Source organism: Streptomyces uncialis (genome assembly GCF_001905345.1).
Classification (GTDB): Bacteria; Actinomycetota; Actinomycetes; order Streptomycetales; family Streptomycetaceae; genus Streptomyces; species Streptomyces uncialis.
Window position 1 is genome coordinate 283,259 of sequence record NZ_LFBV01000001.1, and the last position, 24,065, is coordinate 307,323.

A 24,065-nucleotide genomic window follows, 5' to 3' on the forward strand; every position below is an offset into this window, starting at 1 on the left:
CGTGCGCGGGAGCCGCTAGCTCCTGCGGCCTCCGAGCACGCCGCCGAAGAAGCCGACCTCGTCGCCGCCTTCCTCGCCGCCGCCCCCGTCGCCCCCGGTGCCGCCGTTGCCCTGGTCGCCCGGACCGCCCGGGTTCCCGGTGGTGGCCCCGGCGGTCGTCTGGAGGGTGATCGCCGTGCCTTCCGCGACCTGGGTCCCGGCGGGCGGGTTGGAGGTGATGACGATCGCGTTGTCGTCCGTCGGTCCGCCCACCTGGCCGACCGCGAGCTTCAGGTTCGTCAGCTCCTGCTTCGCCTGGCCGAGGGTCTTGGCGGTCAGCAGCGGCACCGCGACCTGCGCGGGCTGCTCCTCCTCCTCTTCCTTCGGCGCCTTGGCGATCTGGAGGGACACCGTGGACCCGGGGACGGCCGAGGTGTTCGCCGACGGGGTCTGGCCGAAGACCTTGCCCGCCTCACTGTCCTCGGTCTCGACCTCGGTGCAGGTGCCTACCAGGTCGTTGCTCTGGAGCTGCTGCTTGGCCGTGTCACAGGTCTGCCCGGCCAGATCCGGCACGGTGACCTGGCGCTTGGCCTTGGCGACGATCAGCGTGACGGGCGAGCCCTTCTCCAGCTCCGTGCCGAAGCCCGGCTTCTGGTCGAGGACGGTGCCCGGCTCCTCGGCGGACTCCTTGGCCTCCTCCGAGACGTCGAATTTGAACTCGTCCGCCTCAAGCTTCTTGGTGGCGTCGCCGACGTCGTCACCGATGACGTTCGGCACGGCGACCTTGGGGGCGCCCGTCGACACCGTCACGGTGACCGTCTCGCCCTTGTCGAGCTCGGTGTCCGCCGCCGGGGTCTGGTCGCACACGCTCTCGCGCGGCTGGTCCTCGCACGGCTTGCGGACGACGCTCAGCTTCAGATAGCTGTTGTCGGCCAGCCGCTCGGCGTCGGTCAGCTTCTTGCTGACGAAGTTCGGCACCTCGACGGGGGCGTCCTCACCGCCGCCGCCGCTGGAGATCCACCTGCCGATCAGGATCGCGCCCACCAGCACCAGCACACCCGCCACGGCGAGCAGGATCGTCGCGGCACTGCTCTTCTTCTGCCGGCGGCGGTCGGGCCGGTCGTCGTAGCCGTAACCGCCGTCGTCCGGGTTGACCGGCGGCAGCATCGTCGTCGCGGGCGCGCCGTCGTGGCTGCGCAGCGCCGTCGTCGACTGGTCGTCGCCGTAGCCGCCCTGGTAGCCGCCGTAGCCGACGGACCCCATGGCCGCGGTCGCCGCGACCGGCTGGCCGTCGAGGGCCGCCTCGATGTCGGCGCGCATCTCATCGGCCGACTGGTAGCGGTAGTCGGGCTCCTTGACCAGCGCCTTCAGGACGATCGCGTCCATCTCGGGGGTGATCTCGGGGTCGAAGACGCTCGGCGGCTGGGCCTCTTCCCGGACATGCTGATAGGCCACCGCCACCGGGGAGTCCCCGATGAACGGCGGGCGCACGGTCAGCAGCTCGTAGAGCAGACAGCCCGTGGAGTAGAGGTCGGAACGGGCGTCCACGGTCTCGCCCTTGGCCTGCTCGGGCGAGAGGTACTGGGCCGTGCCGATGACGGCGGAGGTCTGCGTCATCGTCATACCGGCGTCACCCATCGCACGGGCGATGCCGAAGTCCATGACCTTGACCTGCCCGGTGCGCGTCAGCATGACGTTCGCGGGCTTGATGTCACGGTGGACGATGTTGTTGCGGTGCGAGTACTCCAGGGCCTGGAGGATGCCGATCGTCATCTCCATGGCCCGCTCGGGCAGCAGCTTGCGGCCCGAGTGCAGCAGCTCACGCAGTGTGGAACCGTCGACGTACTCCATCACGATGTACGGGATGGAGATGTTGTCGATGTAGTCCTCACCCGTGTCGTAGACCGCGACGATCGCCGGATGGTTGAGCGAGGCGGCGGACTGGGCCTCACGGCGGAACCGGGCCTGGAACGACGGATCGCGGGCCAGATCGGCCCGCAGTGTCTTCACGGCTACTGTGCGGCCGAGCCGGGTGTCGGTCGCGAGGTGAACCTCGGCCATGCCACCGCGGCCGAGCACATGGCCCAGCTCGTACCGGCCGCCGAGGCGACGCGGCTCTTCCATAGCTATTCCAGCCCTCTCCGTCGGTCCCGACCGTACCGTCGTCGTACGGTCCGGGCGGTGTGCTGTCCGGCATACCGTACCCGGATCGTCCTACCTGCCCCGGCCGTGTGGATGACCTGATACAGGACCGGTACCGCAACGTGCACCGATGTCAAAGGGACGTGACCGGGGTCACTCCTTGCCGTCGACGACCGCCTTCATCACGTCCCTGGCGATCGGCGCGGCCAGTCCGCCACCGGAGATGTCACCCCGGCTCGCGTCGCTGTCCTCGACGACCACCGCGACGGCGACCGGCGAGCCGGAGTCCGTCCTGGCGTACGAGATGAACCACGCGTACGGCTTCTCGCTGTTGTCGACACCGTGCTGCGCGGTGCCCGTCTTGCCGCCGACCTTCACGCCGTTGATCTGCGCGTTCCTGCCGGTGCCCTTCTCGACGACGGTCTCCATCATGGACTGGAGCTTCTGCGCGTTCTCCTCGGAGAGCGGCCGGCTCATCTCGTCCGGGGTGTGCTTCTCGATGACGTCGAGGCTGGGCGCCTGGAGCCGGCTGACCATGTACGGCTCCATCAGCTTGCCGTCGTTGGCCACGGCGGCGGCGACCATCGCCATCTGGAGCGGGGTGGTGGCCGTCTCGAACTGGCCGATGGAGCTGAGCGCGGTCTGCGGCTCGTCCATCTCCTTCGGCCAGACGGAGGCGTTGGCGCGGACCGGGATGAAGTGCTCGGAGTTGAAGCCGAACTTCTCCGCGGTCTCCCGCATCTTGTCCTTGCCGAGGTCCGCGCCGGCCTTGCCGAAGACGGTGTTGCAGGAGACCTGGAGGGCCATCCGCAGTGTCGCGTCCTTGCAGGGCAGCGGGCCGTCGTTCTTCAGCTCGGTCCGGGTGTTCGGCATGACCCACGGCAGCGGGGTCTCGGTCTTGTCGTCCGGGTCCGGGTACAGGCCGTGCTCCAGGGCCGCCGCCGCGGTGACGACCTTGAACGTCGAGCCCGGCGGGTAGGTCTCCCGCAGCGCCCGGTTCAGCATCGGGTCGTCCGGGTTCTGCGACTTCTGGAGCTTCTGCCAGGCGGGCGTGTCCGTCGTGGTCGAGTTCCCGGCGAACTTGGACGGGTCGTACGACGGGGTCGAGGCCAGCGCCAGGATCGCGCCGGTGGTCGGGTCGATCGCGGCGACGGCGCCCTTCTTGCTGCCGAGCCCCTCGAACGCGGCCTTCTGGGCGGCGCCGTTGAGGGTGGTCACGACATTGCCGCCCTCCTTCTTCTTCCCCGTGATCATGTCGAGGGTGCGGCGGAAGAAGAGCCGGTCGTCGTTGCCGGTGAGTATCCCGTCCTCCAGCGACTCCAGCTGGGTCGCCCCGAACGCCTGCGACGCGTAGCCCGTGACCGGCGCCCACATGGGGCCGTTCTTGTACGTGCGCTTGTACGCGTAGTCGCTGCCGTTGGTCTTCGCCGAGCCGGTGATCGGGTTGCCGTCGACGATGATGTCGCCGCGCGGCTGGGCGTAGCGCTCGATGGAGATCCGGCGGTTCTTCCCGTTGTCCTGGAGCTCGCCCGCCTTGACGTACTGGAGCCAGTTGTCCCGGATGAGCAGGGTCATGATCAGCAGACCGCAGAAGATCGCGATCCTGCGCAGTGGCTTGTTCACGGGCGGACCACCTGGGTCATCTCGGCGTCGGGGTTCGATGCGGGCATCGGCGCGGGACGGCGCGCGGTGTCGCTGATACGGAGCAGGATGCCGACGAGGGCCCAGTTGGCGATCACGGAGGAACCGCCGTTGGCGAGGAACGGCATCGTCATACCGGTCAGCGGGATGAGGCCCATCACACCGCCGGCGACCACGAAGATCTGGAGGGCGAACGCGCCGGAGAGGCCGACGGCGAGCAGCTTGCCGAACGGGTCACGGGCGGCGAGCGCGGTACGCAGACCCCGCTCGATGATCAGGCCGTAGAGCAGCAGGATCGCCATGGCGCCCGCGAGACCGAGCTCCTCGCCGAAGGTGGCGAAGATGAAGTCGGAGTTGGCGGCGAAGCCGATCAGGTCGCTGTTGCCCTGGCCGAGGCCGGTGCCGAGCACCCCGCCGGAGCCGAACGACATGATCGACTGGCCGATCTGCTCACAGGCGCCGGAGTCCGCGTAACAGCCGAACGGGTCGAGCCAGGCGTCCACCCGGGCCTTGACATGGCCGGCGAAGGTGGCCACACCGACCGCTCCGGCGGCGGACATCCCGAGGCCGATCACGATCCAGCTGGTCCGCTCGGTGGCCACGTACAGCATGATCACGAACATGCCGAAGAACAGCAGGGAGGTACCGAGGTCGTTCTCGAAGACCAGGACGAGCAGGCTGACGGCCCAGATGGTGAGGATCGGCCCGAGGTCCCGGCCACGCGGCAGATAGAGCCCCATGAACCGGCGGCTGGCCAGCGCGAGGGCGTCGCGTTTCACCATCAGATAGCCGGAGAAGAACACCGCGATGACGATCTTCGCGAACTCACCGGGCTGGATGGAGAACCCAGCGATGCTGATCCAGATCTTCGCGCCGAACACATCCCGGCCGAGCCCCGGAACCAGCGGCAGCAGCAGCAGCACCAGCGACGCGGCCATCGAGATGTAGGTGTACCGCTGGAGGATGCGGTGGTCCTTCAGCAGCAGCAGCACACCGACGAAGAGCGCGATGCCGATCGCGGAGTACAGCAGCTGGCGGGGGGCCGCCGCGACGAACTCGTTGCCCCGGGACGCCGCCATCGCGTGCAGCCGCGGTGACTGGTCGAGACGCCAGATCACCACCAGGCCGAGGCCGTTGAGCAGGGTCGCCAGCGGCAGCAGCAGCGGGTCGGCGTAGGGCGCGAACCTGCGCACCACCACATGGCCGACGGCCGCGAGCAGGCCCAGCCCGATGCCGTATCCGAGCAGACCGGTCGGGATCTCGCCGTCGATGGCAAGCCCGACGTTGATGTACGCGAACACGGGGATGACCACCGCGAAGACCAGCAGTCCCAGCTCGGTGTTGCGCCTGCTGGGCGCGCCGATGGCACCGATGGTCGAGGTGTTGTGCGTCGACGAATTCGTACGGCTCATGGTGTGACAGGGCCCCTCACGGCTGCTTACTGCTTACCGCACAGCGAGACCAGCTTGCGCTCCTCTTCGGAGAAGCTGGGGCCGGGTGTGGGTGTGGGACGGGGACTGGAGCTCGCGCCCGGGGTCGGGGTCGGCGTGGGCGCCCGCCCGAAGCTCGCGGGCTGCGCCTGCGCGGCGCCGGTGGCCGTCCCCGCGCCCGCACGGGACGGGGTGCCGGTGGTGCCGCCCGCCTCGCCCTCGCCGGGCTTGGCGCTGTCCCGCTCGACCGTGCGGCGCTCGGCGTCCTTCTTGCACGCCGACGCCTGGGTGGCCAGCTCGTTGATCTTGTCGGTGGCCTGGTCGAGGCCGCCTTCGGCGATCGTCGCCTCGACCTGCTTGCGCTGGTAGGGCGGCAGGTACTTGAGTTCGATCTCGGGGTGGTCCTTCTGTACCTCGGACAGGCTCACCCAGGCGAGATCCTGGCTGATGCCCCGGTACAGCGCGACGTGCTCGTCCTTGGTGCCGACGAAGTACTGGGTCTGGGTCCAGCGCCAGCCCCCGTACGTGGCACCGCCGACGACCGCGATGGCGAGCACGAGGACGAGCGAGATCTTCAGCCATCTCATGCCGCCGCCGCGCTTCTTGGTGAAGTCGTCGTCGCCGTACGCGCCGAAGGACCCCTCCTGCGCGTAGTCGTCACCGCTGCCGGGCGGGCCGAACTCGCCGTCCCTGCCGCCGCCCTGCCCCGGCACCTGGCGCCCGAGGCCGGCCGCGCGCCCCGCGGGCGTCTGCATGGCGCCGCCGTCGTGCAGCTGGTGCTGGTTCTCGGCGACCGCGCCGACCACGACCGGGGTGTCGGAGAGCTGTACGGCCAGGGTGTCGTTGCTGTCGATGTCGAGGACATCGGCGACGATCACCGTGATGTTGTCGGGGCCGCCGCCGCGCAGCGCGAGCTGGATCAGCTCCTGCACGGTCTCCTGGGGGCCCTGGTAGCTGGCGAGGGTCTCCTCCATCGTCTGGTGGGAGACCACTCCGGACAGCCCGTCGGAGCAGATCAGATAGCGGTCGCCCGCGCGGACCTCACGGATCGACAGATCCGGTTCCACATGGTCGCCGCTGCCCAGCGCGCGCATCAGCAGCGAGCGCTGCGGATGCGTGGTGGCCTCCTCCTCGGTGATCCGGCCCTCGTCCACCAGCCGCTGCACCCAGGTGTGGTCCTGGGTGATCTGGGTGAGGACGCCGTCCCTCAGGAGGTACGCGCGGGAGTCGCCGACGTGCACCAGACCGAGGCGCTGGCCCGTCCACAGCAGGGCCGTGAGCGTGGTGCCCATGCCCTCCAGCTGCGGGTCCTCCTCGACCATCATCCGGAGCTGGTCGTTGGCGCGCTGCACCGCCGAACCGAGCGAGGTGAGGATGTCGGAGCCGGGCACGTCGTCGTCGAGGGTGACGAGTGTCGAGATCACCTCGGACGAGGCGACCTCGCCCGCCGCCTGCCCGCCCATCCCGTCGGCGATCGCGAGCAGCCGGGGACCGGCGTAACCGGAGTCCTCGTTGCCCTCACGGATCATGCCTTTGTGCGATCCGGCGGCGAAGCGCAGTGACAGACTCATGCGCACCTCGCCTGTCGGCTCCGGGTACATCCGCACGGTGCCCACCCTCCGGTCGGGAGCGCACCGGCGTCCGTCGTGGGGACGGTCCCGGCCCGCTCGCTCCGCTGGCTCATTGTCGTACTACTTCCGCAGCTCGATGACGGTCTTGCCGATGCGGATCGGCGCGCCCAGCGGTACCGGGGTCGGGGTCGTCAGCCTGGCCCGTTCGAGATAGGTGCCGTTGGTGGACCCGAGGTCCTCCACGATCCACTGGCCGTCCCGGTCGGGGTAGATCCTGGCATGACGGCTGGACGCGTAGTCGTCGTCCAGCACGATCGTGGAGTCGTGCGCCCGGCCGAGCGTGATCGTCTGCCCCTGGAGGGCGACCGTGGTGCCCGTGAGGGTGCCTTCGGAGACGACGAGCTTGGTCGGCGCCCCGCGCCGCTGGCGGCCACCACCACCACTCTGCTGGCCCCGCTGCTGCGGGGGCGCGGCGGCCTGTCGTGCGGCCTGCTGCGGTCGCGCGCTCTCACGGCGCGAACCGCGCTGGGTGACGCGCGTACCGAACAGGTCGCTGCGGATGACCTGGACGGCCACGATGACGAACAGCCACAGTACGGCCAGGAAACCCAGCCGCATGACCGTCAGGGTCAGCTCTGACATTGCCCCCGCTTCACCCTTCGGCTTGCCGATAAACGATGGTCGTGCTGCCCACGACGATCCGCGAGCCGTCGCGGAGCGTAGCGCGGGTGGTGTGCTGCCCGTCCACCACGATGCCGTTGGTGGACCCGAGATCCTGGATCGTCGAGGGCGTTCCGGTCCGGATCTCGCAGTGCCGGCGGGAGACGCCGGGGTCGTCGATCCGCACGTCGGCGTCGGTGCTGCGGCCGAGCACCAGCGTCGGGCCGGAGATCTGGTGGCGGTTGCCGTTGATCTCCACCCAGTGCCGAGTATGCGTGCCGGGCGCGCCTGCGGGTCCACCGGGGCCGCGGCCGCCCGCGCCGGGGCGTCCGGGCGGTGCGGCGGGCATGGGAGGCGCGCCAGGAGGCTGGTTCGGGTAGCCGTAGCCGCCGCCGGAACGGCCGGGGGCCGCCGAGGGGCCGGCCGGGGCGGGCGGGAAGCCGCCGGGGGCGCCGGCCGCGGTGGGGCCGCCGGAGCCGGGCGGGCCCTGGGAGGTGCTGGAGGCGAGCGTGCGGCTGCGGACGCGGTACAGACCCGTGTCCAGGTCCTCCGCCTTCTCCAGATGGACCTTGATCGGTCCCATGAAGGTGTACCGCTGCTGCTTCGCGTAGTCGCGGACCATGCCGGACAGCTCGTCGCCGAGCTGGCCCGAGTAGGGGCTCAGGCGCTCGAAGTCCGGTGTGCTCAGTTCGACGATGAAGTCGTTGGGGACGACCGTGCGGTCGCGGTTCCAGATCGTCGCGTTGTTGTCGCACTCGCGCTGGAGCGCGCCGGCGATCTCGACGGGCTGGACCTCGGACTTGAAGACCTTGGCGAAGGTGCCGTTGACCAGACCTTCGAGGCGCTGCTCGAACTTCTTCAGGACTCCCATCGGGCACCTCCTCCTTCGCTGCCGTCCTGGTACTGCTTACTGATCGTATCCACGCGCCGGTCGATCGGCTGGTTCCCCCTGTCCGCCCCGGCCGACGAGTGTCGGCCTTCACAGGACTGCCCCATGGCGGGGCGGGTGATCCTTCCGAGCCGGACCTGGCTTCCGCAGGCCCTCCGGAACCCCTTCCCCTCCCGACCGTTCCCATGGCCCCCTCGACAACGTGTTCCCACGGGGGGATCGTAGAGGGGCTCTTGTGTCAGTGTCCCGCACCTGGCGAGCACTCCGGTCCATACCGGTGGGATGGACGCGGCCTGGTGCCGGGTTGGGACAGGACGGGGACGCCCGCGGTGCCTTGTGACGGGCACCGGCCCGGGACGGCCTCCCCCGCTTGTGCGGGTTTGCCCCGGTCTGCCGCGTCGGTGGCGCCACGCCTCCGCTCACCACTCTCCGTGCTCCTCCCTGTGCTCCGCACCCGGTGCCTCGTGCCTCCGTGCCCCTGCCTCGCGCCCCTGGCCGCTGCTCCTCGGCCCCGACCGCTGCTCCTCGGTCCGGCTGCTTCTCGGCCAGGCGACCTGCCGGCCCGGCTGCTTGCCGACCCGGGCTGCTTCCTGGCCCGGCTGTTTCCCGGCCCGGCGGTCAACAGCGGCTCGCTGCTCTCCGCTCCCGGCGGCTGCCTCCTGCCGCCCGGCGGTCCTCTCCCGTCCCTCCCGCCTCCTACGTCATTCCGCTGATCTCCTTCTCCGTGTCCTACGCGTCTTTACGTGCTCCGCTTCCGCTCCTCCGCCGCCGAATCTGCCGCGGCCGGTGTCCCCCGTGGTGCCGTTGACCTCTTGGCGCCGAGGGTGCCTTCGTACGGTGAACGTGCGAGCACCGCGCGCAGTGCCCGGGTCCCGGCACTTCATCCGGGAGAGTGCCCGCGGACGCGTTTCCGGTGGTCGGAGCGGTGGGGCGGGGTACGTCCGGTGCGTTCCGGGCGGGGCGGGACGGGGTCCGGGCGGGTCCGGGGTGCGGGAAAACGGGGGTGAGTCCACCCTCGCCATCGTGCTAATCTTCTGCATGTCGGAAGGCGCCCGCACCACCAGTGAGGGGCCCGAGGACGACACCCATGCGCGGGTGGCGGAATAGGCAGACGCGCTGGATTCAGGTTCCAGTGCCCGAAAGGGCGTGGGGGTTCAACTCCCCCCTCGCGCACAGAGAAGTACCGGTGAACGGGCTTCCGTCCAGGACTCAGGTCCGGGCGGGGGCCCGTTCCTCGTTGTCCGCAGGCGCCTTGCCCGGGGACTGCGCTGCCCCGCCCGCCGTGACATGGGTCACGGCGGGCGGATGGCCGTTGGCGGACCGTGGGACCGCCGCGGTGGGCGGGACCGACGGGGGACCGAGGACGCGGGTCCGCCGTGGTGGTCGGGGTCGACGGGGGGTCGTGGCGGGCGGTGCCGGCGCCGGACCGAAGCGGGTGGTGCCGCCGGTGGGCCGTGGCGGGCGGTGCCAGCGCTGTGGCGGGCGGTGCACGCGGTGGGCCGTGGTGGGTCAGGAGACCTTGCGCCAGTCCAGACAGCCCGTGGTCTCGAAGTACTCGCCCTTGTTGACCGTCACCCGGGTCATGCCGGTGATGTTGCCGTTGGCGATGATCCCGGTCAGTTCGCCCGAGGCGTCCTTCTGGCGGGACCAGTAGCAGCCGAGGCCGAAGTCGTCGTCCTCGGGACCCGCCGTCTTGTACGTCCCGGCCTGGATGTCCTCGCCCGCCAGGAACATCCCGTCGGCCTCGATCGCGGCGGACGGGCCGGGCTCCGCGGCCTTCTTGGGCGCGGGCTTCGGCTTGGCGGTGACCGTCTCCTTCACCGTCTTCTCGACCGTCTTCGTGACGGTCGCGGCGGGCTCCGGGGCCCCGCCCCGGGGGGCCTTCGTGACCGTCACGGTCGGGGCGGGCGCCGACTTGCCGTCCCCCGCCCCGCCGGAATCCCCGCCGCCGGTCGCCGCCATACCGAGCATCAGCGCCACGACCGCCGTCGCGCCATGGGTGAGCAACGCCCAGCGTCTCGACGGCTTTCCCCCGGCCGACGACGGCTGCGGGGCGTGGGCGGGTGTCGTGGGTCCCCAGTGCGGGGGGCCGAAGGCGTCGGGCCGGTCGGCGGGCGGTATCGGCGGTATCGGGGGTGTCGGGGGAGGAGTGCTGGTCATGTCGGGACCTCCGGGTGCTGAACCGAGCGACCCCGGCGCGGCGACGGCCCCGGGGTGCGCTCTTCTCTCCATGGAATCCGCGACCCGGGCCGGGCACCCTCGCCGTCGGCCCGGGTCCCGGTTCAAGTCGCGTGCCACCGCAAGGTTCTGACACTTGCCATGGAACCGGGACGGTACAACCACCGGTCCGGCCATGACACACGGGAGAGGACCCGGTCGACGGTGACGGGCGGTGGCGACCGCGTGCGAAGCGGCCCGCCCATCGTGCCCGACATACCGACGCTGCGGATGGCATATGCCGAAATCATCGCCTCCGCCGTTCACCCGCGGACCCGCGCCCCCGGGTACGGCACCCGCGACACGGTCCGGCGCGCACGGCTGTGCCCCGTACTCCCAGGAAGCGGGGGTACGGGGCACAGGCCGCCCGGGGATCAGCTCGCGGCGCGGAAGCCCCGCAGGCGCAGGCTGTTGCCGACCACGAAGACCGACGAGAACGCCATCGCCGCGCCCGCGATCATCGGGTTGAGCAGGCCCGCCGCGGCCAGGGGAAGCGCGGCGACGTTGTACGCGAAGGCCCAGAACAGGTTGGACTTGATCGTGCCGAGGGTCTTGCGGGACAGCCGGATCGCGTCGGCGGCCGACCGCAGGTCCCCGCGGACCAGGGTCAGATCGCCCGCCTCGATCGCGGCGTCCGTGCCGGTGCCCATCGCGAGGCCGAGATCGGCCTGGGCGAGCGCGGCGGCGTCGTTCACGCCGTCCCCGACCATCGCCACCGAACGGCCCTCGCCCTGGAGCCGCTTGACCACCGCGACCTTGTCCTCGGGCATGACCTCCGCGATGACCTCGTCGATCCCGACCTCACGGGCGACCGACTCGGCGACGGCCTTGTTGTCACCGGTCAGCAGGATCGGGGTGAGGCCCAGGTCCCGCAGTCGCCGTACGGCCTCCGCGCTGGTCTCCTTGACCGCGTCGGCGACCTCCAGGATCGCGCGGGCCTCGCCGTCCCACGCCACGGTGATGACGGTCCGTCCGGCGGCCTCGGCCTCCGCCTTGGCCCGCTTCAGGTCGGCGGGCAGCTCCATCGCCCACTCCGCGAGCAGCCGTTCACGGCCGACCAGGACCGCGTGGCCCTCGACGACGCCCTGGACGCCCAGTCCGGGGATGTTCGCGAAGTCCTCGGGGACCGGCAGCGGACCGGCCTTCTCCTCGGCGCCCGTGGCCACGGCCCGGGCGATCGGGTGCTCGGAGGCGTGCTCCAGAGCGCCCGCCAGACGCAGTACCTCGGTCTCGTCCTGGCCCTCGGCGGTCCGTACGTGCAGCAGGGTCATCCGGCCGGTGGTGACCGTACCGGTCTTGTCCAGCACGATCGTGTCGACCTTGCGGGTCGTCTCCAGCACCTCCGGGCCCTTGATCAGGATGCCGAGCTGCGCGCCCCGGCCGGTGCCGACCATCAGCGCGGTCGGGGTGGCGAGCCCGAGGGCGCAGGGGCAGGCGATGATCAGTACGGCGACCGCGGCGGTGAACGCGGCGGTGAGTCCCGCGCCGTTGCCGAGCCAGAAGCCGAGCGTGCCGAGTGCCAGGGCGATCACCACGGGCACGAACACGGCCGAGATACGGTCCGCGAGGCGCTGGGCGGCGGCCTTGCCGTTCTGCGCGTCCTCCACGAGCCGGGCGATCCGGGCGAGCTGGGTGTCGGAACCGATCCGGGTCGCCTCCACGACCAGACGTCCGCCGGCGTTCAGCGTGGCGCCCGTGACGGTGTCGCCGACCTGGACCTCCACGGGAACGGACTCACCGGTCAGCATCGACGCGTCCACCGCGGACGAGCCCTCCACCACGGTGCCGTCGGTGGCGATCTTCTCGCCGGGGCGCACCAGGAAGCGGTCCCCGACCGCCAGGTCCTGGGTGGGGATGAGCTCCTCACGGCCGTCCCGCAGGACGGTGACCTCCTTGGCGCCCAGTTCGAGCAGCGACCTCAGGGCCGCGCCCGCCTTGCGCTTGGAGCGGGCCTCGAAGTAGCGCCCGGCCAGGATGAACGCGGTGACACCCGCGGCGGTCTCCAGATAGATGTTCGCCGCGCCGTCGCCGCGCGCGATGGTCAGCTCGAACGCGTGCGTCATGCCCGGCATACCGGCGGTGCCGAAGAACAGGGCCCACAGGGACCACAGCAGCGCGGCCGAGGTGCCGACCGAGATCAGGGTGTCCATGGTGGCCGCGCCGTGCTTGGCGTTGGTCCAGGCGGCGCGGTGGAAGGGCCAGGCCGCGTAGGTGACGACCGGGGCGGTGAGGGTCAGTGACAGCCACTGCCAGTACTCGAACTGGAGGGCCGGGGTCATCGCCATCGCGATGACCGGTACGGACAGCAGCACGGCCGTGACCAGCCGCTGCTTCAGCGGGCGCAGCTCGTCGGCCTCGGTGGGCGCGGTGGTGCCGGCCGCTTGTCCGCCGTTCCCCGTGTCGGGCGGCGGGGGTGGCGCGGCGGTGTAGCCGGTCGCCTCGACCGTCGAGATCAGGTCCTCGACGGCGATGTCGCCCGAGTACGTGACCTTGGCCTTCTCCGTGGCGTAGTTGACGGTCGCCTCGACACCGTCCATGCGGTTGAGCTTCTTCTCGATCCGGGCGGCGCACGAGGCGCAGGTCATGCCGCCGATGGCCAGCTCGACCTGTTCGGTCGGGGCGAGCGTCGTGCTCATCAACTGCTCCTCGGTACGTAGGGGCGGGACGTGCCGGGACTGTCTTCCGGCGGGTCGTGCGACGGGCTGTCCCACAGTTGTCTGGATACCCTGTGGGGGTATCCTTGCGTCGAGGTCATGTATACCCCCACCCCCTATCGAAAGGCAAGCGTTCCAGGGGGGTGGAAATATACCCCCTAGGGGTATAGGTTCGCGGTGTGGGGCGGCCGGACGGCCCGCCCGTGCCGACCGCAGTCATGCCGCCTGACGCCACAAGGAGCAGCCATGAACACCGCAGTGAAGATCACCGCTTTCGCCGCAGCACTGGCGGCGTCCTTCGGGACCGCCTACGGGGTGGGTGCGGGGGTCGACCCGGTGAACGCGGAACCCGCCGCCCACGGGGAGCACTCCTCCTCGGAGCAGCCGCAGGAGAAGGAGAAAGCGAAGGGCGAGGGGGCGGGTGGGGCGGGTGAGGCGCGGCCCGGTGGGCTCCAGGTGTCCGAGGGCGGCTACACCTTCGACCTCGGGACCCCGCGGATCGCGGCAGACCGGGAGACGGACCTGCGCTTCACCATCCGCGACGACCAGGGCGGGAAGCTCACCTCGTACACCCGTGAGCACGGCAAGGATCTCCATCTCATCCTCGCCTCGCGGGATCTGACGACCTATCGGCATCTGCACCCCGAGCTGGCCGCCGACGGCACCTGGAGCACCCCCGTGAAGCTGCCCGAGGCGGGCGACTACCGTCTCTTCGCGGACTTCACCCCCGGCGGCGATGCCGAGGACCCCGGCAATCTGACGCTGGGCACGGACCTCGCCGTCTCCGGCGCCTACCGGCCGTCCGCCGTCCCGGCCCCGTCCCGGACCACCACCGTCGACGGATACACCGTCACCCTCGCGGGTGAGCTGCGTCCCGGCGCGGCCGAACAGCTGCGGCTCAAGGTCAGCAAGGACGGCCGCGAGGTCACGGACCTCCAGCCCTACCTCGGCTCGTACGGTCATCTGGTCGCGCTGCGCTCCGGTGACCTCGGCTATCTGCATGTCCACCCGGGCGGTGAGCCCGGCGACGGCAGGACGAAGCCCGGCCCGGAGGTGTCGTTCCACGCCACGGCCCCCAGCACGGGCACGTACCGGCTGTTCCTCGACTTCCAGCACAAGGGCGAGGTGCGGACGGCCGCGTTCACCGTCCGGGCGGGCGAGCCGGCGGGCGGGCCCTCGGACGCGACGCCCAAGGAGTCCGGTGGCGCCGGGGAGTCCGGCGAGAGCGGTGGGTCCGGTGGGTCCGGGGAGAGCGGTGACGGGCACGAGCACTGAGGCCGCCAGGGCCAGGGCTGGGGCCGTCGGTGCCGCTCGGGGCCGAGGCCGTCGGTACTGAGTCGCGTGTGCGGCGGTGCCCGCTCGTGCCCCGGATCGACGTCCACGCGCGCGGGGTGGTCGGTCGGCCGGTGGCGGTGGGGTGCGTACGGGTACGCCGGTGCGGGTACGGAGGGTGTCCTCCGTACCCGCACCGGCGTGCGTCGTCTACGCGGCGGACGAGACGAGACGGTCGGCCAGCGACTTCGCCTTGGTGTTCGCGTCCTCCAGGGCCTTCTCGCGGGAGGCGTCGGCGAGCGGTATCAGCTCCGCCATCGCCGGGTTGGTCCGTGCCAGCGTCAGCTCCGGGACGATGAAGTCGACGTCCAGGGAGAGCATCTCGCTCAGCAGGTCGCCCAGGTAGTTCTGCACGTACTCGAAGGACTCGCGGGGCGTCCCGGGGGCGTACGAACCGCCCCGGCTGGCGACGACCGTGACGGGCTTGCCCTTGAGCGTGGACGCGGGTCCGGCGGTGCGGCCGGGCAGGATCACCTGGTCGAGCCACGCCTTCAGGGTGGACGGGATCGAGAAGTTGTACATGGGCGCGCCGATCAGCACCGCGTCCGCGCGCTCCAGTTCCTCCACCAGCGCCAGCCGGGCGGCGAAGGCGGTGGCCTGTTCGGCGGTGTGCGTCGCCGGATCGGCGAACCCGGCGGACGCGGCGACGGAGTCGAGGTGCGGGACCGGGTCGGCGGCCAGGTCGCGGTAGACCACCGAGCTGTGCGGGTGCCGCGCCTCCCAGACCTCACGGAAGGCGCCGGTCACGGTGCGCGAGGTGGAGCCGACGGTCGGGAAGAGGGACGAGTCCAGGTGGAGGAGGGTGGCCATCAAGTCTCCTGGTATCGGTGCGGACAGACATTTTCCGGACATCTCATGGCGGCGCACGGCGCTGGGCGTCGACCATGGGGGACGGGCGTGCCGTCCTTTCCGTTCGTAGCTATTAGTAGCACAGCTACTTACTTTTTCTCAGCCCGCCTCGGAGGGGCAGTACGCTGGTGGGCATGGCGGCCCCGGAGAGCAACGCGAACGCGACGGACGCGATGGAGCCGACCGCTGCGGCGGTTCGGGGTGCGGCGGGTCGCGGCGGTACGGAGGCCCGTCCCGGGCCAGGTCGCGGGCCGGGTCCCGCGGACGCGCACGGTGCCGGTCCGTGCGCGACGGTGGACGCCGGGATGACCCGGGTGTTCGGCCTGCTCGGCAAGCGCTGGACCGGCCTGATCATCGCCGTCCTGCTCGACGGGCCCGTGCACTTCTCCGATCTGCGCAGGGCGATCCCCGGGATCAGCGAGCGCATGCTGTCGGACCGTCTCAGCGAGTTGTCCGCCGAGGGGCTTGTCCTGCGCGAGGTCGTCGAGGGCCCCCCGCTGCGGGTCGCGTACCGGCTGACGGAGACGGGCGCCGCGCTGAAGCCCGCGCTTGCCGCGCTGGGGCTGTGGGCCGAGACCTATCTGCCGGAGAAGGCGCAGGCGTGCCGGGAGCAGATCGCGCCCAGGGCGACGGGCGGTCCGCGGGGCGCGGGTCCGGCCACCGGGGCTTAGTCGCAGAGGGTTGGCCGCCGAGACGGGCTGCTGGGTCGACGGGGCGGTGGACCAGCGGGTCGACGGGTCTGCGGGTCGACGGGGCGGTGGGTCGTGGGGTGCGGGTTCGGCCGGATCGGGGTGTGGGGGCGGGCTCGGCGGGATGGCCGCGTCGGGGTCTCACTCGGACGGGTGGCCGGGTTTTCCACAGGTGGGGGCGGGTCGGACGGTCCGGTGGGCCGGGTGGGCGTGGTTGTCCACAGGGCTGACGCGGACTCCGGTTGTGGGGGTACGGTTCTGGCCGATCGGTGTTCATCGCTCATCAGTGCGATCCGATGCGGGCCGGCGGCGGGCGGGTGCCGTACGAGGGAGGGGGCGGTCGTGATGGCCAAGGATCTGGTGGGTGCGGAGCCGGAAGCGGATCCGACCGGAGGTTCGGCGGTGTACGCCGGTTCCGGCGGCGGTGGCGAGGAGGACGGCGAAGCGGTGGCGCTGGGTGCGGCCCGTTCCGTGCGGCTCTCGCGGGTGCGGGGGTTCGCCAACGGCTCCCCGGTGCCGGGTGAGTCCGCGAAGGACGCGGGCAAGGCGTTGCGGGAGCGGGTCCCCCGCGGTGCGCACGCCCGGTTCGAGCCGGACGCCGGGCGTCCCGACGCGGTCACGGCCGTGGTGGAGTCCAACCAGGGCCGGCTGCCGGAGCTGACCCCGATACGGGTCGGCCGGATGGCCGCGAGCCCGTTCGCCTTCCTGCGCGGCTCCGCCGGGCTCATGGCGTACGACCTCGCGCGCACCCCGGTCACCGGCGTCGGCGCACAGCTCTGCGGCGACGCCCACGCGGCGAACTTCGGCCTGTACGGGGACGCGCGCGGCGAGCTGGTGATGGACCTCAACGACTTCGACGAGACCGTGCACGGCCCCTGGGAGTGGGACGTCAAGCGGCTCGCGACCTCGCTCGTCCTCGCCGGACGGGAGACGGGCGCGGGCGACGGGATATGCGAGCGGGCCGCCTTCGACGCGGTCGGCGCGTACCGGCGCACCATGCGGCTGCTGGCGAAGCTGCCCGCGCTGGACGCGTGGAACGCCATCGCGGACGAGGAGCTCGTCTCCCACGCGGACGCCCAGGATCTGGCCGGCACCTTGCGCAAGGTCGGCGAGAAGGCCCGGAACAACACCAGTGGCCGGTTCGCCGAGAGGTCGACGGAGCCCGTCGAGGGCGGTGGCCGGCGCTTTCTGGCCGCGCCGCCCGTGCTGAGCCGGATCTCCGACGAGGAGGCGCTGTCGGTGGCGTCGTCCCTCGCGGAGTACGTGGACACCGTCGCGGACGACCGGGTGCCGCTGCTCGCCCGGTACACCGTCCAGGACGTGGCGTTCCGGGTCGTCGGCACCGGCAGTGTCGGCACCCGCTCGTATGTCGTGCTGCTGCTCGATCACCGGGGCGAGCCGCTGATACTCCAGGTCAAGGAGGCCCGTCCCTCCGTGCTCGTGCCCCATCTGGCGACGGCCGGGTTCGCGGCGCCCGAGCCGGATCACGAGGGGCGGCGGGTCGTCCGGGGGCAGAAGCGGATGCAGGTCGTCAGCGACATGCTTCTCGGCTGGACGACGGTCGAGGGCCGTCCGTTCCAGGTGCGCCAGTTCCGCAACCGCAAGGGCAGTGTCGATCCGGCCGCCCTCGCCGCCGACCAGCTCGACGACTACGGGCGGATGACCGGGGCGCTGCTGGCTCGCGCCCACGCGCACAGCGCGGACCCGCGGGTGCTCGCGGGCTACTGCGGCAAGAACGACGAGTTCGACGCGGGGGTGGCGGCGTTCGCGGTGGCGTACGCGGACCGTACGGAGGCGGATCACGCGGCGTTGCTGGCGGCGGTGCGGGGTGGCCGCGTGGCCGCGGAGCTGGGGGTCTAGGGGGTCCTTCGTCCCCCTCGCCCCCGGGGTTCCCCGTGCGGGTCGCCTTCGCTTGCGCCTCCTAGGTCCGTCCGGGTGGACGCACTTCGTTCCTGTGCCGTCGCTCGGTGGTTGTGCGCAGTTCCCCGCGCCCCTTTGGGGCGCCATCTGTCGGTTCTTCGGGTCGGTGCCGGTCGGGATTCTCCGTCCTCGCTCCGACACGCTCGGTACGACGTCCAGTGACCCGACTGAAGAGCATCGGAGTCTGCGAGCAGAGATTCCCGCCCACCCCCTTACGTGAGTCCTGCGACTGCGCGAGGAAGGGGGGGTCCGCAGACAACGGACAACAGCAAGGGGCGCCCCTTCAGGGGCGCGGGGAACTGCGCAAAGACGAGGGCGACCCGCACCCGACGGACAACGGATCGGGGCAGCATCCAGGGGCGCGGGGAACTGCGCACCCACCGAGCGACGGCACCGGAACGAAGTGCGTCCACCCGGACGGACCTCACAAGCGCAAGCGAAGGCGACCCGCACGGGGACAAGTACGCCCAGTACAGGAACCTACGGGCGGCCGCAGGCCCTACGCTGGACGGGTGACGAGTCCCGAATCTGAGTCCGCCGAAGCCGCCGAGTCCGGGAGGACCGCGCAGCCCACCGAAGCGGCCGCGTGGGAGCCCGGCACGGAGACCACCGCCGCGCGCCCCGAGGAACGGCTGGAACGAGCCGTCCGCGTCGCCGAGCAGGCATTGATCGAGTACGAGATCGCCGTCGAGACGTTCCGTATCGAGGTCGACAACTTCTCCCGGCTGCACCACCAGAAGCTGGGCCCGATGTACACCCGTCTCGACGAGCTGGACGCGCAGATCGCGGACGCGCGGGCGAAGCTCAGCGGCGACCCCGAGGACAAGCGTGCCGCGGCCGAGGCGTGGGCGCGGGTCATGCCGATGCCCGCCGTCGAGGAGTTGTTCCACGGCTGGCTGAGTTCCGACGGGCTGTCCCCCGAGGCCGCCGCGATGCTCACCGACCAGCCGGTGCGGCCGCCCGAGCGGGTCCGGCCCAGCGAGGAGGCCCGCAAGCTGTACCGGGAGCTGGCCCGCAAGGCGCACCCCGACCTCGCGCAGGACGAAGCGGAACGCGAACGCCGTGACGAGTTCATCACCCGGGTGAACGCCGCGTACGCCCGGGGCGACGAGGCCCTGCTGCGGGAGCTGGCCGAGGAGTGGGCCGCGGGCCCCGTACCGGCCGAGTGGCGGCCCAGCCGCAGCGAGGAGCTGTATGCCCGGCTGGAGTGGCTGTCGCAGCGCAAGGAGCTGCTGACCGTCGTGGCGCGGGAACTGGAGGAGAGCGCGATCGGCGCGATGCTGCGGATGGCGCCCGAGGACCCGGACCACCTGCTGGACGAGATCGCCGAGCAGCTGCTGACCCAGGTCGGTGAACGCGAGAGCGAGCTGGACGGGCTCGTGAGGCAGCTCGGGGCGCGCGCGCCCGAGGCCCCCGCCCCGTCGACGTTCCCCTTCCCGGCCACGGACCCGGCCGATCTGCCCACCCCCAAGCAGCCGGAGCCCGGCCCGTCCGCTCCGGGACCCGCGGCCGGTGGCTCCCCGCGCCCGGACGGCGAGGCGGACCCGGTCGGGTAGGTCGGGTAGCGTCGGGGGCATGCATCTCGGATCTGGTGTGCCCACGGTCGGCGTCTCCGACCTCTCGGACGGTGACTTCCTGCTCGATGTCCGCGAGGACGACGAATGGGAGGCGGGCCACGCGGCAGGCGCCCTGCACATCCCGATGAGCGAGTTCGTCGCCCGCTACGGGGAGCTGACCGAGGCCGCTCCGCAGGACGGCCGCGTCCATGTCATCTGCCGCTCGGGCGGTCGCTCCGCCCAGGTGACGATGTACCTCGCGCAGCAGGGTATCGACGCGGCGAACGTCGCCGGGGGCATGGAGGCGTGGCAGGCCGAGGGCCGTCCCGTGACCGACCCCAAGGGAAACCCGGGCTTCGTCGTCTGACCTGACCCCCTCCCGCTCGGCCGGGCGCACCCCGGGCCTACGGGAACGGACCCCCCGTCGCCTGGACGGGACCTCGCGTACCGGGACGCACCTCGGGGCGTACCGGGACGGACCCCGCGTCGGCCCGGACGTACCCGGGCCGCGGCGGACGGTCAGCGGTCGAAGTCCAGCTCCACTTCCTCCGTCACCGGACGGGACTGGCACGCCAGGACGAATCCCGCGCCGGTCTCCTCCGGCTCCAGCGCGAAGTTGCGGTCCATGCGCACCTCTCCGGAGACCAGGAACGCCCGGCATGTACCGCATACGCCGCCCTTGCACGCGTACGGGGCGTCCGGCCGGTTGCGCAGGACCGCTTCGAGCAGCGTCTCGCCGTCCTGGACCGCCCAGGTCCCCGCGCGTCCGTCGAGCCGCGCCGTGACCGAGCTGTGCGCGGGAGCGGGCACGCGGTCCGCCGGGGCGGGCGCGGCGTCCACATGGAAGATCTCCTCGTGGATACGGGACCGCGACACCCCGAGGCCGAGCAGCGCCCGCTCGGCGCCCTCCACCAGCCCCAGCGGCCCGCACAGGAACCAGCCCGCCACCCGCTCCACCGGAAGCAGTGCCGGGAGCAGGGCCGTCAGCCGCTCACGGTCCAGCCGACCGGAGGCGAGGCCCGCCTGCTGCTCCTCGCGGGACAGCGCCGTCACCAGCTGGAAGCGGTCGGGGAAGCGGTCCTTGAGGTCGGCCACCTCCTCCAGGAACATGGTCGACGCCGTCGTCCGGTCACCGCGCAGCAGACAGAACCGGGCCTCGGGCTCGCGCTCCAGCAGGGTCCCCGCGATCGACAGGACGGGGGTGATCCCGCTGCCGCCGACCACCGCCGCGTACCGTCCGGGCGCGGGGTCGAGGGTGAACCGGCCGGCCGGGAGCATCACATCGACCTCGTCGCCGACGGTGAGGTCCTTCAGCGCGTAGGTCGAGAAGGCGCCGCCGTCGACCAGCCGCACCCCCACGCGCAGTGTCCGGGGCCCCTCGGGACCCGGCGCGGGTGAGCAGATGGAGTACGTGCGGCGCACCTCCGTGCCGTCCAGGACGCGGCGCAGGGCCAGATGCTGGCCGGGCGCGTGCCGGTAGGAGGCGCGCAGCTCCGGCGGTACGTCGAAGGTGAGGGCGACGGAGTCGTCGGTGAGCCTGTCGACCGCGGCCACCCGGAGCGCGTGGAAGCGGGCCATCACAGCTCCTTGAAGTGGTCGAAGGGCTCCCGGCAGGCAAGACAGCGGCGCAGGGCCTTGCACGCCGTCGAGGAGAATCTGCTGAGCAGTTCGGTGTCGGCCGATCCGCAGACCGGGCAGGTCACCGGCTCCAGGGCGGCCGGGGCGGGTGCCGCGGCGGACGGGTCCGCCGCCCGGGTCGGCCCGAGCCGGATCCCGACCGGGCCCGTGGGGCGCTGGGTGCGGGGCGGGGCGATGCCGAACTCGCGGAGCTTGCGGCGGCCTTCGTCGGTGATGTCGTCGGTGGTCCAGGCGGGGGCGAGCACCGAACGGACCGTCACATCGGGTATGCCGTGCGCGTGCAGCACGCGCTCGATGTCCAGGGACATGGCCTCGACGGCGGGGCAGCCGGTGTACGTGGGGGTGAGGTCGACCTCCACCCGGCCGGGGCCGCGCAGCCGCACCGCGCGCAGCACGCCGAGCTCCGCGAGGGTGATCACCGGCAGTTCGGGGTCGAGCACCGATCCGGCGAGCCGCCGCAGCCGCGCTTCGAGGGCGGTGTCCGTGCCGGGCTCCTGGCCGCGGTCGTCCGTCGCGGCGGGGTTTGCCGCCCCGGGGACGCTGTGGGTGGTCACCATGACGCCCCCGGGTGGCTGCGGTGCAGATGCTGCATCTCGGCGAGCATCCGGCCGAACGACTCGGTGTGCAGACCGTCCCGGCCCGCGCCCGCGCGCCACGCACCGGACTGCGGGCCCTCGGGCAGGGCGAGGGTGGCCGCCTCCAGGACGCCGCTCACGGAGCGCGTCCACGCGTCCCGTATCCCGGCCCAGTCCAGGTCGAGGCCGTCGAGCGGCTGGAACATCTCACCGGTGTACCGCCACAGGGCCTCGGTCGCCCGGCTCATCCGCGCCCGGCTCTCCCGCGTGCCGTCGCCGAGGCGCAGGGTCCACTGCTCGGCGTGGTCCTGGTGGTACGCCACTTCCTTGACGGCCTTCGCCGCGAGTGGTGCGAAGGGCGTGTCACCGGCGGCCAGCGCCTCGTGCAGCAGCCGCTGGTACGTGGAGAAGTAGAGCTGACGGGCGATGGTGTGGGCGAAGTCGCCGTTCGGCTGCTCGACCAACTGGAGGTTGCGGAAGGCGCGTTCCTCGCGGAGGTACGCCAGTTCGTCCTCGTCACCGGCCATCGACAGCAGTATCCGGGCCTGGCCGAGCAGGTCCAGGGCGATGTTCGCCAGGGCGACCTCCTCCTCCAGCACCGGGGCGTTGCCCGCCCACTCGCCCAGCCGGTGCGAGAGCACGAGGGCGTCGTCACCGAGGGGCAGCGCGGCGGGGTGCGCGGTGGGACGCGTGGTGGGGAGGGCGGTCGGCGTGGGCGGGACGGTGCGCGTCACAGGTGCTTCACCCCTTCCGGGATCTCGTAGAACGTCGGGTGCCGGTACGCCTTGTCGGCCGCCGGTTCGAAGAACGGGTCCTTCTCGTCGGGCGACGAGGCGGTGATCGCGGTGGAGGGGACGACCCACAGCGAGACGCCTTCGCCGCGCCGGGTGTACAGGTCCCGGGCGTTGCGCAGGGCCATCGCGGCGTCCGGGGCGTGCAGGCTTCCCGCGTGGGTGTGCGACAGGCCGCGCCGGGAGCGTACGAAGACCTCCCACAGCGGCCAGTCCGTCGTGTCGCTCATGCCGTCGCCTTCCCGCTCCCGGCCGGTGCCGGGGCCGGAGCGCCCGACGGTGCCGTGCCGTCCGCTGATTCCGCTGATGTCGTGGGGTCCGTGGGGTCCGTGGGGTGCGTGGCGTCCGTGGCGGGCGGGTGGCCGCCTGCGGCGGCGCCGGGGGTGTGTTTGCGCGCGTGGGCTGCCGCCGCTTCCCGGACCCAGGCGCCCTCCTCATGGGCGCGGCGGCGCCGGGAGATCCGCTCGTCGTTGCAGGGGCCGTTCCCCTTCAGCACCTCCCAGAACTCCGTCCAGTCGATGGCGCCGAAGTCGTGGTGCCCCCGCTCCTCGTTCCACCGCAGGTCAGGGTCCGGGAGAGCGAGGCCCAGGGACTCGGCCTGGGGGACGCAGATGTCCACGAAGCGCTGTCGCAGCTCGTCGTTCGAGTGCCGCTTGATCTTCCACGCCGTCGACTGCGCCGAATGCGGTGACTCACCGTCCGGCGGGCCGAACATCATCAGGGACGGCCACCACCAGCGGTCGATCGCGTCCTGGGCCATCGCATGCTGTGCGTCGGTGCCCCGGCTGAGGGCGAGCAGCAGCTCGTACCCCTGGCGCTGATGGAACGACTCCTCCTTGCAGACGCGGACCATCGCGCGGGCGTACGGGCCGTAGGAGCAGCGGCAGAGCGGGACCTGGTTGGTGATCGCGGCGCCGTCCACCAGCCAGCCGATCGCGCCGACATCGGCCCAGGTCAGGGTGGGGTAGTTGAAGATCGAGGAGTACTTCTGGCGGCCGGTGTGCAGCTTGTCCAGGAGGTCGTCCCGGCTGGCTCCGAGGGTTTCCGCGGCGCCGTAGAGATACAGACCGTGCCCGGCCTCGTCCTGCACCTTGGCCATCAGGATGGCCTTGCGCCGCAGCGAGGGGGCGCGGGTGATCCAGTTGGCCTCGGGCTGCATACCGATGATCTCGGAATGGGCGTGCTGGGCGATCTGCCGGACCAGCGTCGCCCGGTAGGCGTCCGGCATCCAGTCACGTGGCTCGATCCGCTCGTCGGCCGCCACCGCCGCGTCGAACACCGCCTCCAAAGCGGCTGTGTGCACCGCCTCGGCGGCGCCCTCCGGTGCCGTACCGGCCGCCTGTCGCGCCGCTGCTGTCGCCATGCCCGTCCCCTTCGATCCCGATCCGGCCCTGATCCGGCTCTGCTCGATCTTGATTCGGCCTGACTTGGTCCCGCTTCGCCCCGATGCGCCCGTGGTCCACGGCGCGATCGGCTTCGGTCCGCCCCCGATCGGCTTCCGGCCCGCCCCGGTCCGGTGCGGGCCGCTCCCG

18 protein-coding genes, 1 tRNA gene and 1 pseudogene are annotated in these 24,065 nt (G+C 71.8%); 6 read left to right on the forward strand and 14 right to left on the reverse strand.

Annotated elements, in window-relative coordinates:
* Positions 1–15: 15 nt before the first annotated feature.
* The 6 genes from pknB to AB852_RS01255 all read right to left on the reverse strand — a co-directional run bounded on the left by pknB (position 16) and on the right by AB852_RS01255 (position 8,294).
* A complete protein-coding gene (gene pknB, locus AB852_RS01230; RefSeq protein WP_073782698.1) occupies positions 16–2,103 on the reverse strand; it encodes a Stk1 family PASTA domain-containing Ser/Thr kinase in 2,088 nt (695 codons plus the stop codon).
* A gap of 171 nt (positions 2,104–2,274) precedes the next feature.
* The gene (locus tag AB852_RS01235; RefSeq protein ID WP_073782700.1) at positions 2,275–3,744 is read right to left on the reverse strand and encodes a peptidoglycan D,D-transpeptidase FtsI family protein; all 1,470 of its coding nucleotides are present in this window, start codon (positions 3,742–3,744) and stop codon (positions 2,275–2,277) included.
* Entirely contained in the window at positions 3,741–5,174 is a 1,434-nt protein-coding gene (locus AB852_RS01240) for an FtsW/RodA/SpoVE family cell cycle protein (RefSeq protein ID WP_073782702.1), read from the reverse strand. The genes AB852_RS01235 and AB852_RS01240 overlap by 4 nt, the downstream gene beginning before the upstream one ends.
* Positions 5,175–5,200: 26 nt before the next feature.
* On the reverse strand, positions 5,201–6,763 hold the full coding sequence (locus AB852_RS01245; RefSeq protein WP_245876566.1) for a Stp1/IreP family PP2C-type Ser/Thr phosphatase: 1,563 nt from the start codon (positions 6,761–6,763) through the stop codon (positions 5,201–5,203).
* A 120-nt stretch (positions 6,764–6,883) separates the two neighbouring features.
* Positions 6,884–7,405, reverse strand: coding sequence for an FHA domain-containing protein FhaB/FipA (locus tag AB852_RS01250; protein WP_073782706.1), 522 nt, complete (start codon positions 7,403–7,405; stop codon positions 6,884–6,886).
* Positions 7,406–7,415: 10 nt separating this feature from the next.
* Positions 7,416–8,294: an FHA domain-containing protein gene (locus AB852_RS01255; protein WP_073782708.1), complete on the reverse strand. Its 879-nt coding sequence runs from the start codon at positions 8,292–8,294 to the stop codon at positions 7,416–7,418.
* A gap of 1,107 nt (positions 8,295–9,401) precedes the next feature.
* On the opposite strand from AB852_RS01255, the gene AB852_RS01260 reads away from it, so the two are divergent.
* Positions 9,402–9,485 (forward strand) — tRNA-Leu (locus tag AB852_RS01260).
* Between the two features lie 336 nt (positions 9,486–9,821).
* Here the strand turns inward: AB852_RS01260 and AB852_RS01265 are convergent.
* Together AB852_RS01265 and AB852_RS01270 are read right to left on the reverse strand one after the other, a co-directional pair.
* Entirely contained in the window at positions 9,822–10,472 is a 651-nt protein-coding gene (locus AB852_RS01265) for an Rv1352/Rv1906c domain-containing protein (protein ID WP_073782710.1), read from the reverse strand.
* Positions 10,473–10,903: 431 nt separating this feature from the next.
* On the reverse strand, positions 10,904–13,165 hold the full coding sequence (locus tag AB852_RS01270; RefSeq protein ID WP_073782712.1) for a heavy metal translocating P-type ATPase: 2,262 nt from the start codon (positions 13,163–13,165) through the stop codon (positions 10,904–10,906).
* Between the two features lie 264 nt (positions 13,166–13,429).
* Between AB852_RS01270 and AB852_RS01275 the strand changes: the two genes are divergently transcribed.
* Complete coding sequence (locus AB852_RS01275; RefSeq protein ID WP_073782714.1) at positions 13,430–14,458, forward strand: hypothetical protein; 1,029 nt, start codon at positions 13,430–13,432, stop codon at positions 14,456–14,458.
* 207 nt (positions 14,459–14,665) lie between these two features.
* Here AB852_RS01275 and AB852_RS01280 read toward each other — a convergent pair whose 3' ends face one another.
* Positions 14,666–15,325 carry an FMN-dependent NADH-azoreductase gene (locus tag AB852_RS01280; protein ID WP_073782716.1) on the reverse strand — a complete coding sequence of 220 codons (660 nt, stop codon included), beginning with the start codon at positions 15,323–15,325 and terminating at the stop codon, positions 14,666–14,668.
* Between the two features lie 344 nt (positions 15,326–15,669).
* On the opposite strand from AB852_RS01280, the gene AB852_RS01285 reads away from it, so the two are divergent.
* The 4 genes and pseudogenes from AB852_RS01285 (at position 15,670) to AB852_RS01300 (ending at position 19,896) form a co-directional block, all read left to right on the forward strand.
* A complete protein-coding gene (locus tag AB852_RS01285; RefSeq protein WP_073782718.1) occupies positions 15,670–16,035 on the forward strand; it encodes a winged helix-turn-helix transcriptional regulator in 366 nt (121 codons plus the stop codon).
* A 363-nt stretch (positions 16,036–16,398) separates the two neighbouring features.
* A complete protein-coding gene (locus AB852_RS01290) occupies positions 16,399–17,913 on the forward strand; it encodes a DUF2252 domain-containing protein (RefSeq protein ID WP_079184217.1) in 1,515 nt (504 codons plus the stop codon).
* A 572-nt stretch (positions 17,914–18,485) separates the two neighbouring features.
* A pseudogene (locus tag AB852_RS01295) lies at positions 18,486–19,355 on the forward strand (J domain-containing protein); the annotation flags it as partial.
* 211 nt (positions 19,356–19,566) lie between these two features.
* A complete protein-coding gene (locus AB852_RS01300; protein ID WP_073782720.1) occupies positions 19,567–19,896 on the forward strand; it encodes a rhodanese-like domain-containing protein in 330 nt (109 codons plus the stop codon).
* 152 nt (positions 19,897–20,048) lie between these two features.
* On the opposite strand, the gene AB852_RS01305 is transcribed toward AB852_RS01300, so the two are convergent.
* The 5 genes from AB852_RS01305 to paaA are packed head-to-tail and all read right to left on the reverse strand — an operon-like array spanning position 20,049 to position 23,896.
* The gene (locus AB852_RS01305) at positions 20,049–21,107 is read right to left on the reverse strand and encodes a 2Fe-2S iron-sulfur cluster-binding protein (RefSeq protein WP_073782722.1); all 1,059 of its coding nucleotides are present in this window, start codon (positions 21,105–21,107) and stop codon (positions 20,049–20,051) included.
* Complete coding sequence (gene paaD / locus AB852_RS01310) at positions 21,107–21,724, reverse strand: 1,2-phenylacetyl-CoA epoxidase subunit PaaD (RefSeq protein ID WP_079184218.1); 618 nt, start codon at positions 21,722–21,724, stop codon at positions 21,107–21,109. Before paaD ends, AB852_RS01305 begins: the two co-directional genes overlap by 1 nt.
* On the reverse strand, positions 21,718–22,476 hold the full coding sequence (paaC, locus tag AB852_RS01315; RefSeq protein WP_073782725.1) for a 1,2-phenylacetyl-CoA epoxidase subunit PaaC: 759 nt from the start codon (positions 22,474–22,476) through the stop codon (positions 21,718–21,720). Before paaC ends, paaD begins: the two co-directional genes overlap by 7 nt.
* The gene (gene paaB / locus AB852_RS01320; protein WP_073782727.1) at positions 22,473–22,763 is read right to left on the reverse strand and encodes a 1,2-phenylacetyl-CoA epoxidase subunit PaaB; all 291 of its coding nucleotides are present in this window, start codon (positions 22,761–22,763) and stop codon (positions 22,473–22,475) included. The genes paaC and paaB overlap by 4 nt, the downstream gene beginning before the upstream one ends.
* Positions 22,760–23,896, reverse strand: coding sequence for a 1,2-phenylacetyl-CoA epoxidase subunit PaaA (paaA, locus tag AB852_RS01325; protein ID WP_079184219.1), 1,137 nt, complete (start codon positions 23,894–23,896; stop codon positions 22,760–22,762). Before paaA ends, paaB begins: the two co-directional genes overlap by 4 nt.
* Between the last annotated feature and the right edge of the window lie 169 nt (positions 23,897–24,065).

Excerpts from the sequence above, each read along its gene's own strand:
- AB852_RS01250 (WP_073782706.1), bottom strand. The coding sequence starts at position 7,405 with ATGTCAGAGCTGACCCTGACGGTCATGCGGCTGGGTTTCCTGGCCGTA.
- AB852_RS01285 (WP_073782718.1), top strand. The coding sequence starts at position 15,670 with ATGACCCGGGTGTTCGGCCTGCTCGGCAAGCGCTGGACCGGCCTGATC.
- AB852_RS01240 (WP_073782702.1), bottom strand. The coding sequence starts at position 5,174 with ATGAGCCGTACGAATTCGTCGACGCACAACACCTCGACCATCGGTGCC.
- AB852_RS01305 (WP_073782722.1), bottom strand. The coding sequence starts at position 21,107 with ATGGCCCGCTTCCACGCGCTCCGGGTGGCCGCGGTCGACAGGCTCACC.
- AB852_RS01255 (WP_073782708.1), bottom strand. The coding sequence starts at position 8,294 with ATGGGAGTCCTGAAGAAGTTCGAGCAGCGCCTCGAAGGTCTGGTCAAC.
- AB852_RS01245 (WP_245876566.1), bottom strand. The coding sequence starts at position 6,763 with ATGAGTCTGTCACTGCGCTTCGCCGCCGGATCGCACAAAGGCATGATC.
- AB852_RS01275 (WP_073782714.1), top strand. The coding sequence starts at position 13,430 with ATGAACACCGCAGTGAAGATCACCGCTTTCGCCGCAGCACTGGCGGCG.
- paaB (WP_073782727.1), bottom strand. The coding sequence starts at position 22,763 with ATGAGCGACACGACGGACTGGCCGCTGTGGGAGGTCTTCGTACGCTCC.
- paaD (WP_079184218.1), bottom strand. The coding sequence starts at position 21,724 with ATGGTGACCACCCACAGCGTCCCCGGGGCGGCAAACCCCGCCGCGACG.
- AB852_RS01270 (WP_073782712.1), bottom strand. The coding sequence starts at position 13,165 with ATGAGCACGACGCTCGCCCCGACCGAACAGGTCGAGCTGGCCATCGGC.
- paaA (WP_079184219.1), bottom strand. The coding sequence starts at position 23,896 with ATGGCGACAGCAGCGGCGCGACAGGCGGCCGGTACGGCACCGGAGGGC.
- pknB (WP_073782698.1), bottom strand. The coding sequence starts at position 2,103 with ATGGAAGAGCCGCGTCGCCTCGGCGGCCGGTACGAGCTGGGCCATGTG.
- AB852_RS01290 (WP_079184217.1), top strand. The coding sequence starts at position 16,399 with ATGGCCAAGGATCTGGTGGGTGCGGAGCCGGAAGCGGATCCGACCGGA.
- AB852_RS01265 (WP_073782710.1), bottom strand. The coding sequence starts at position 10,472 with ATGACCAGCACTCCTCCCCCGACACCCCCGATACCGCCGATACCGCCC.
- AB852_RS01280 (WP_073782716.1), bottom strand. The coding sequence starts at position 15,325 with ATGGCCACCCTCCTCCACCTGGACTCGTCCCTCTTCCCGACCGTCGGC.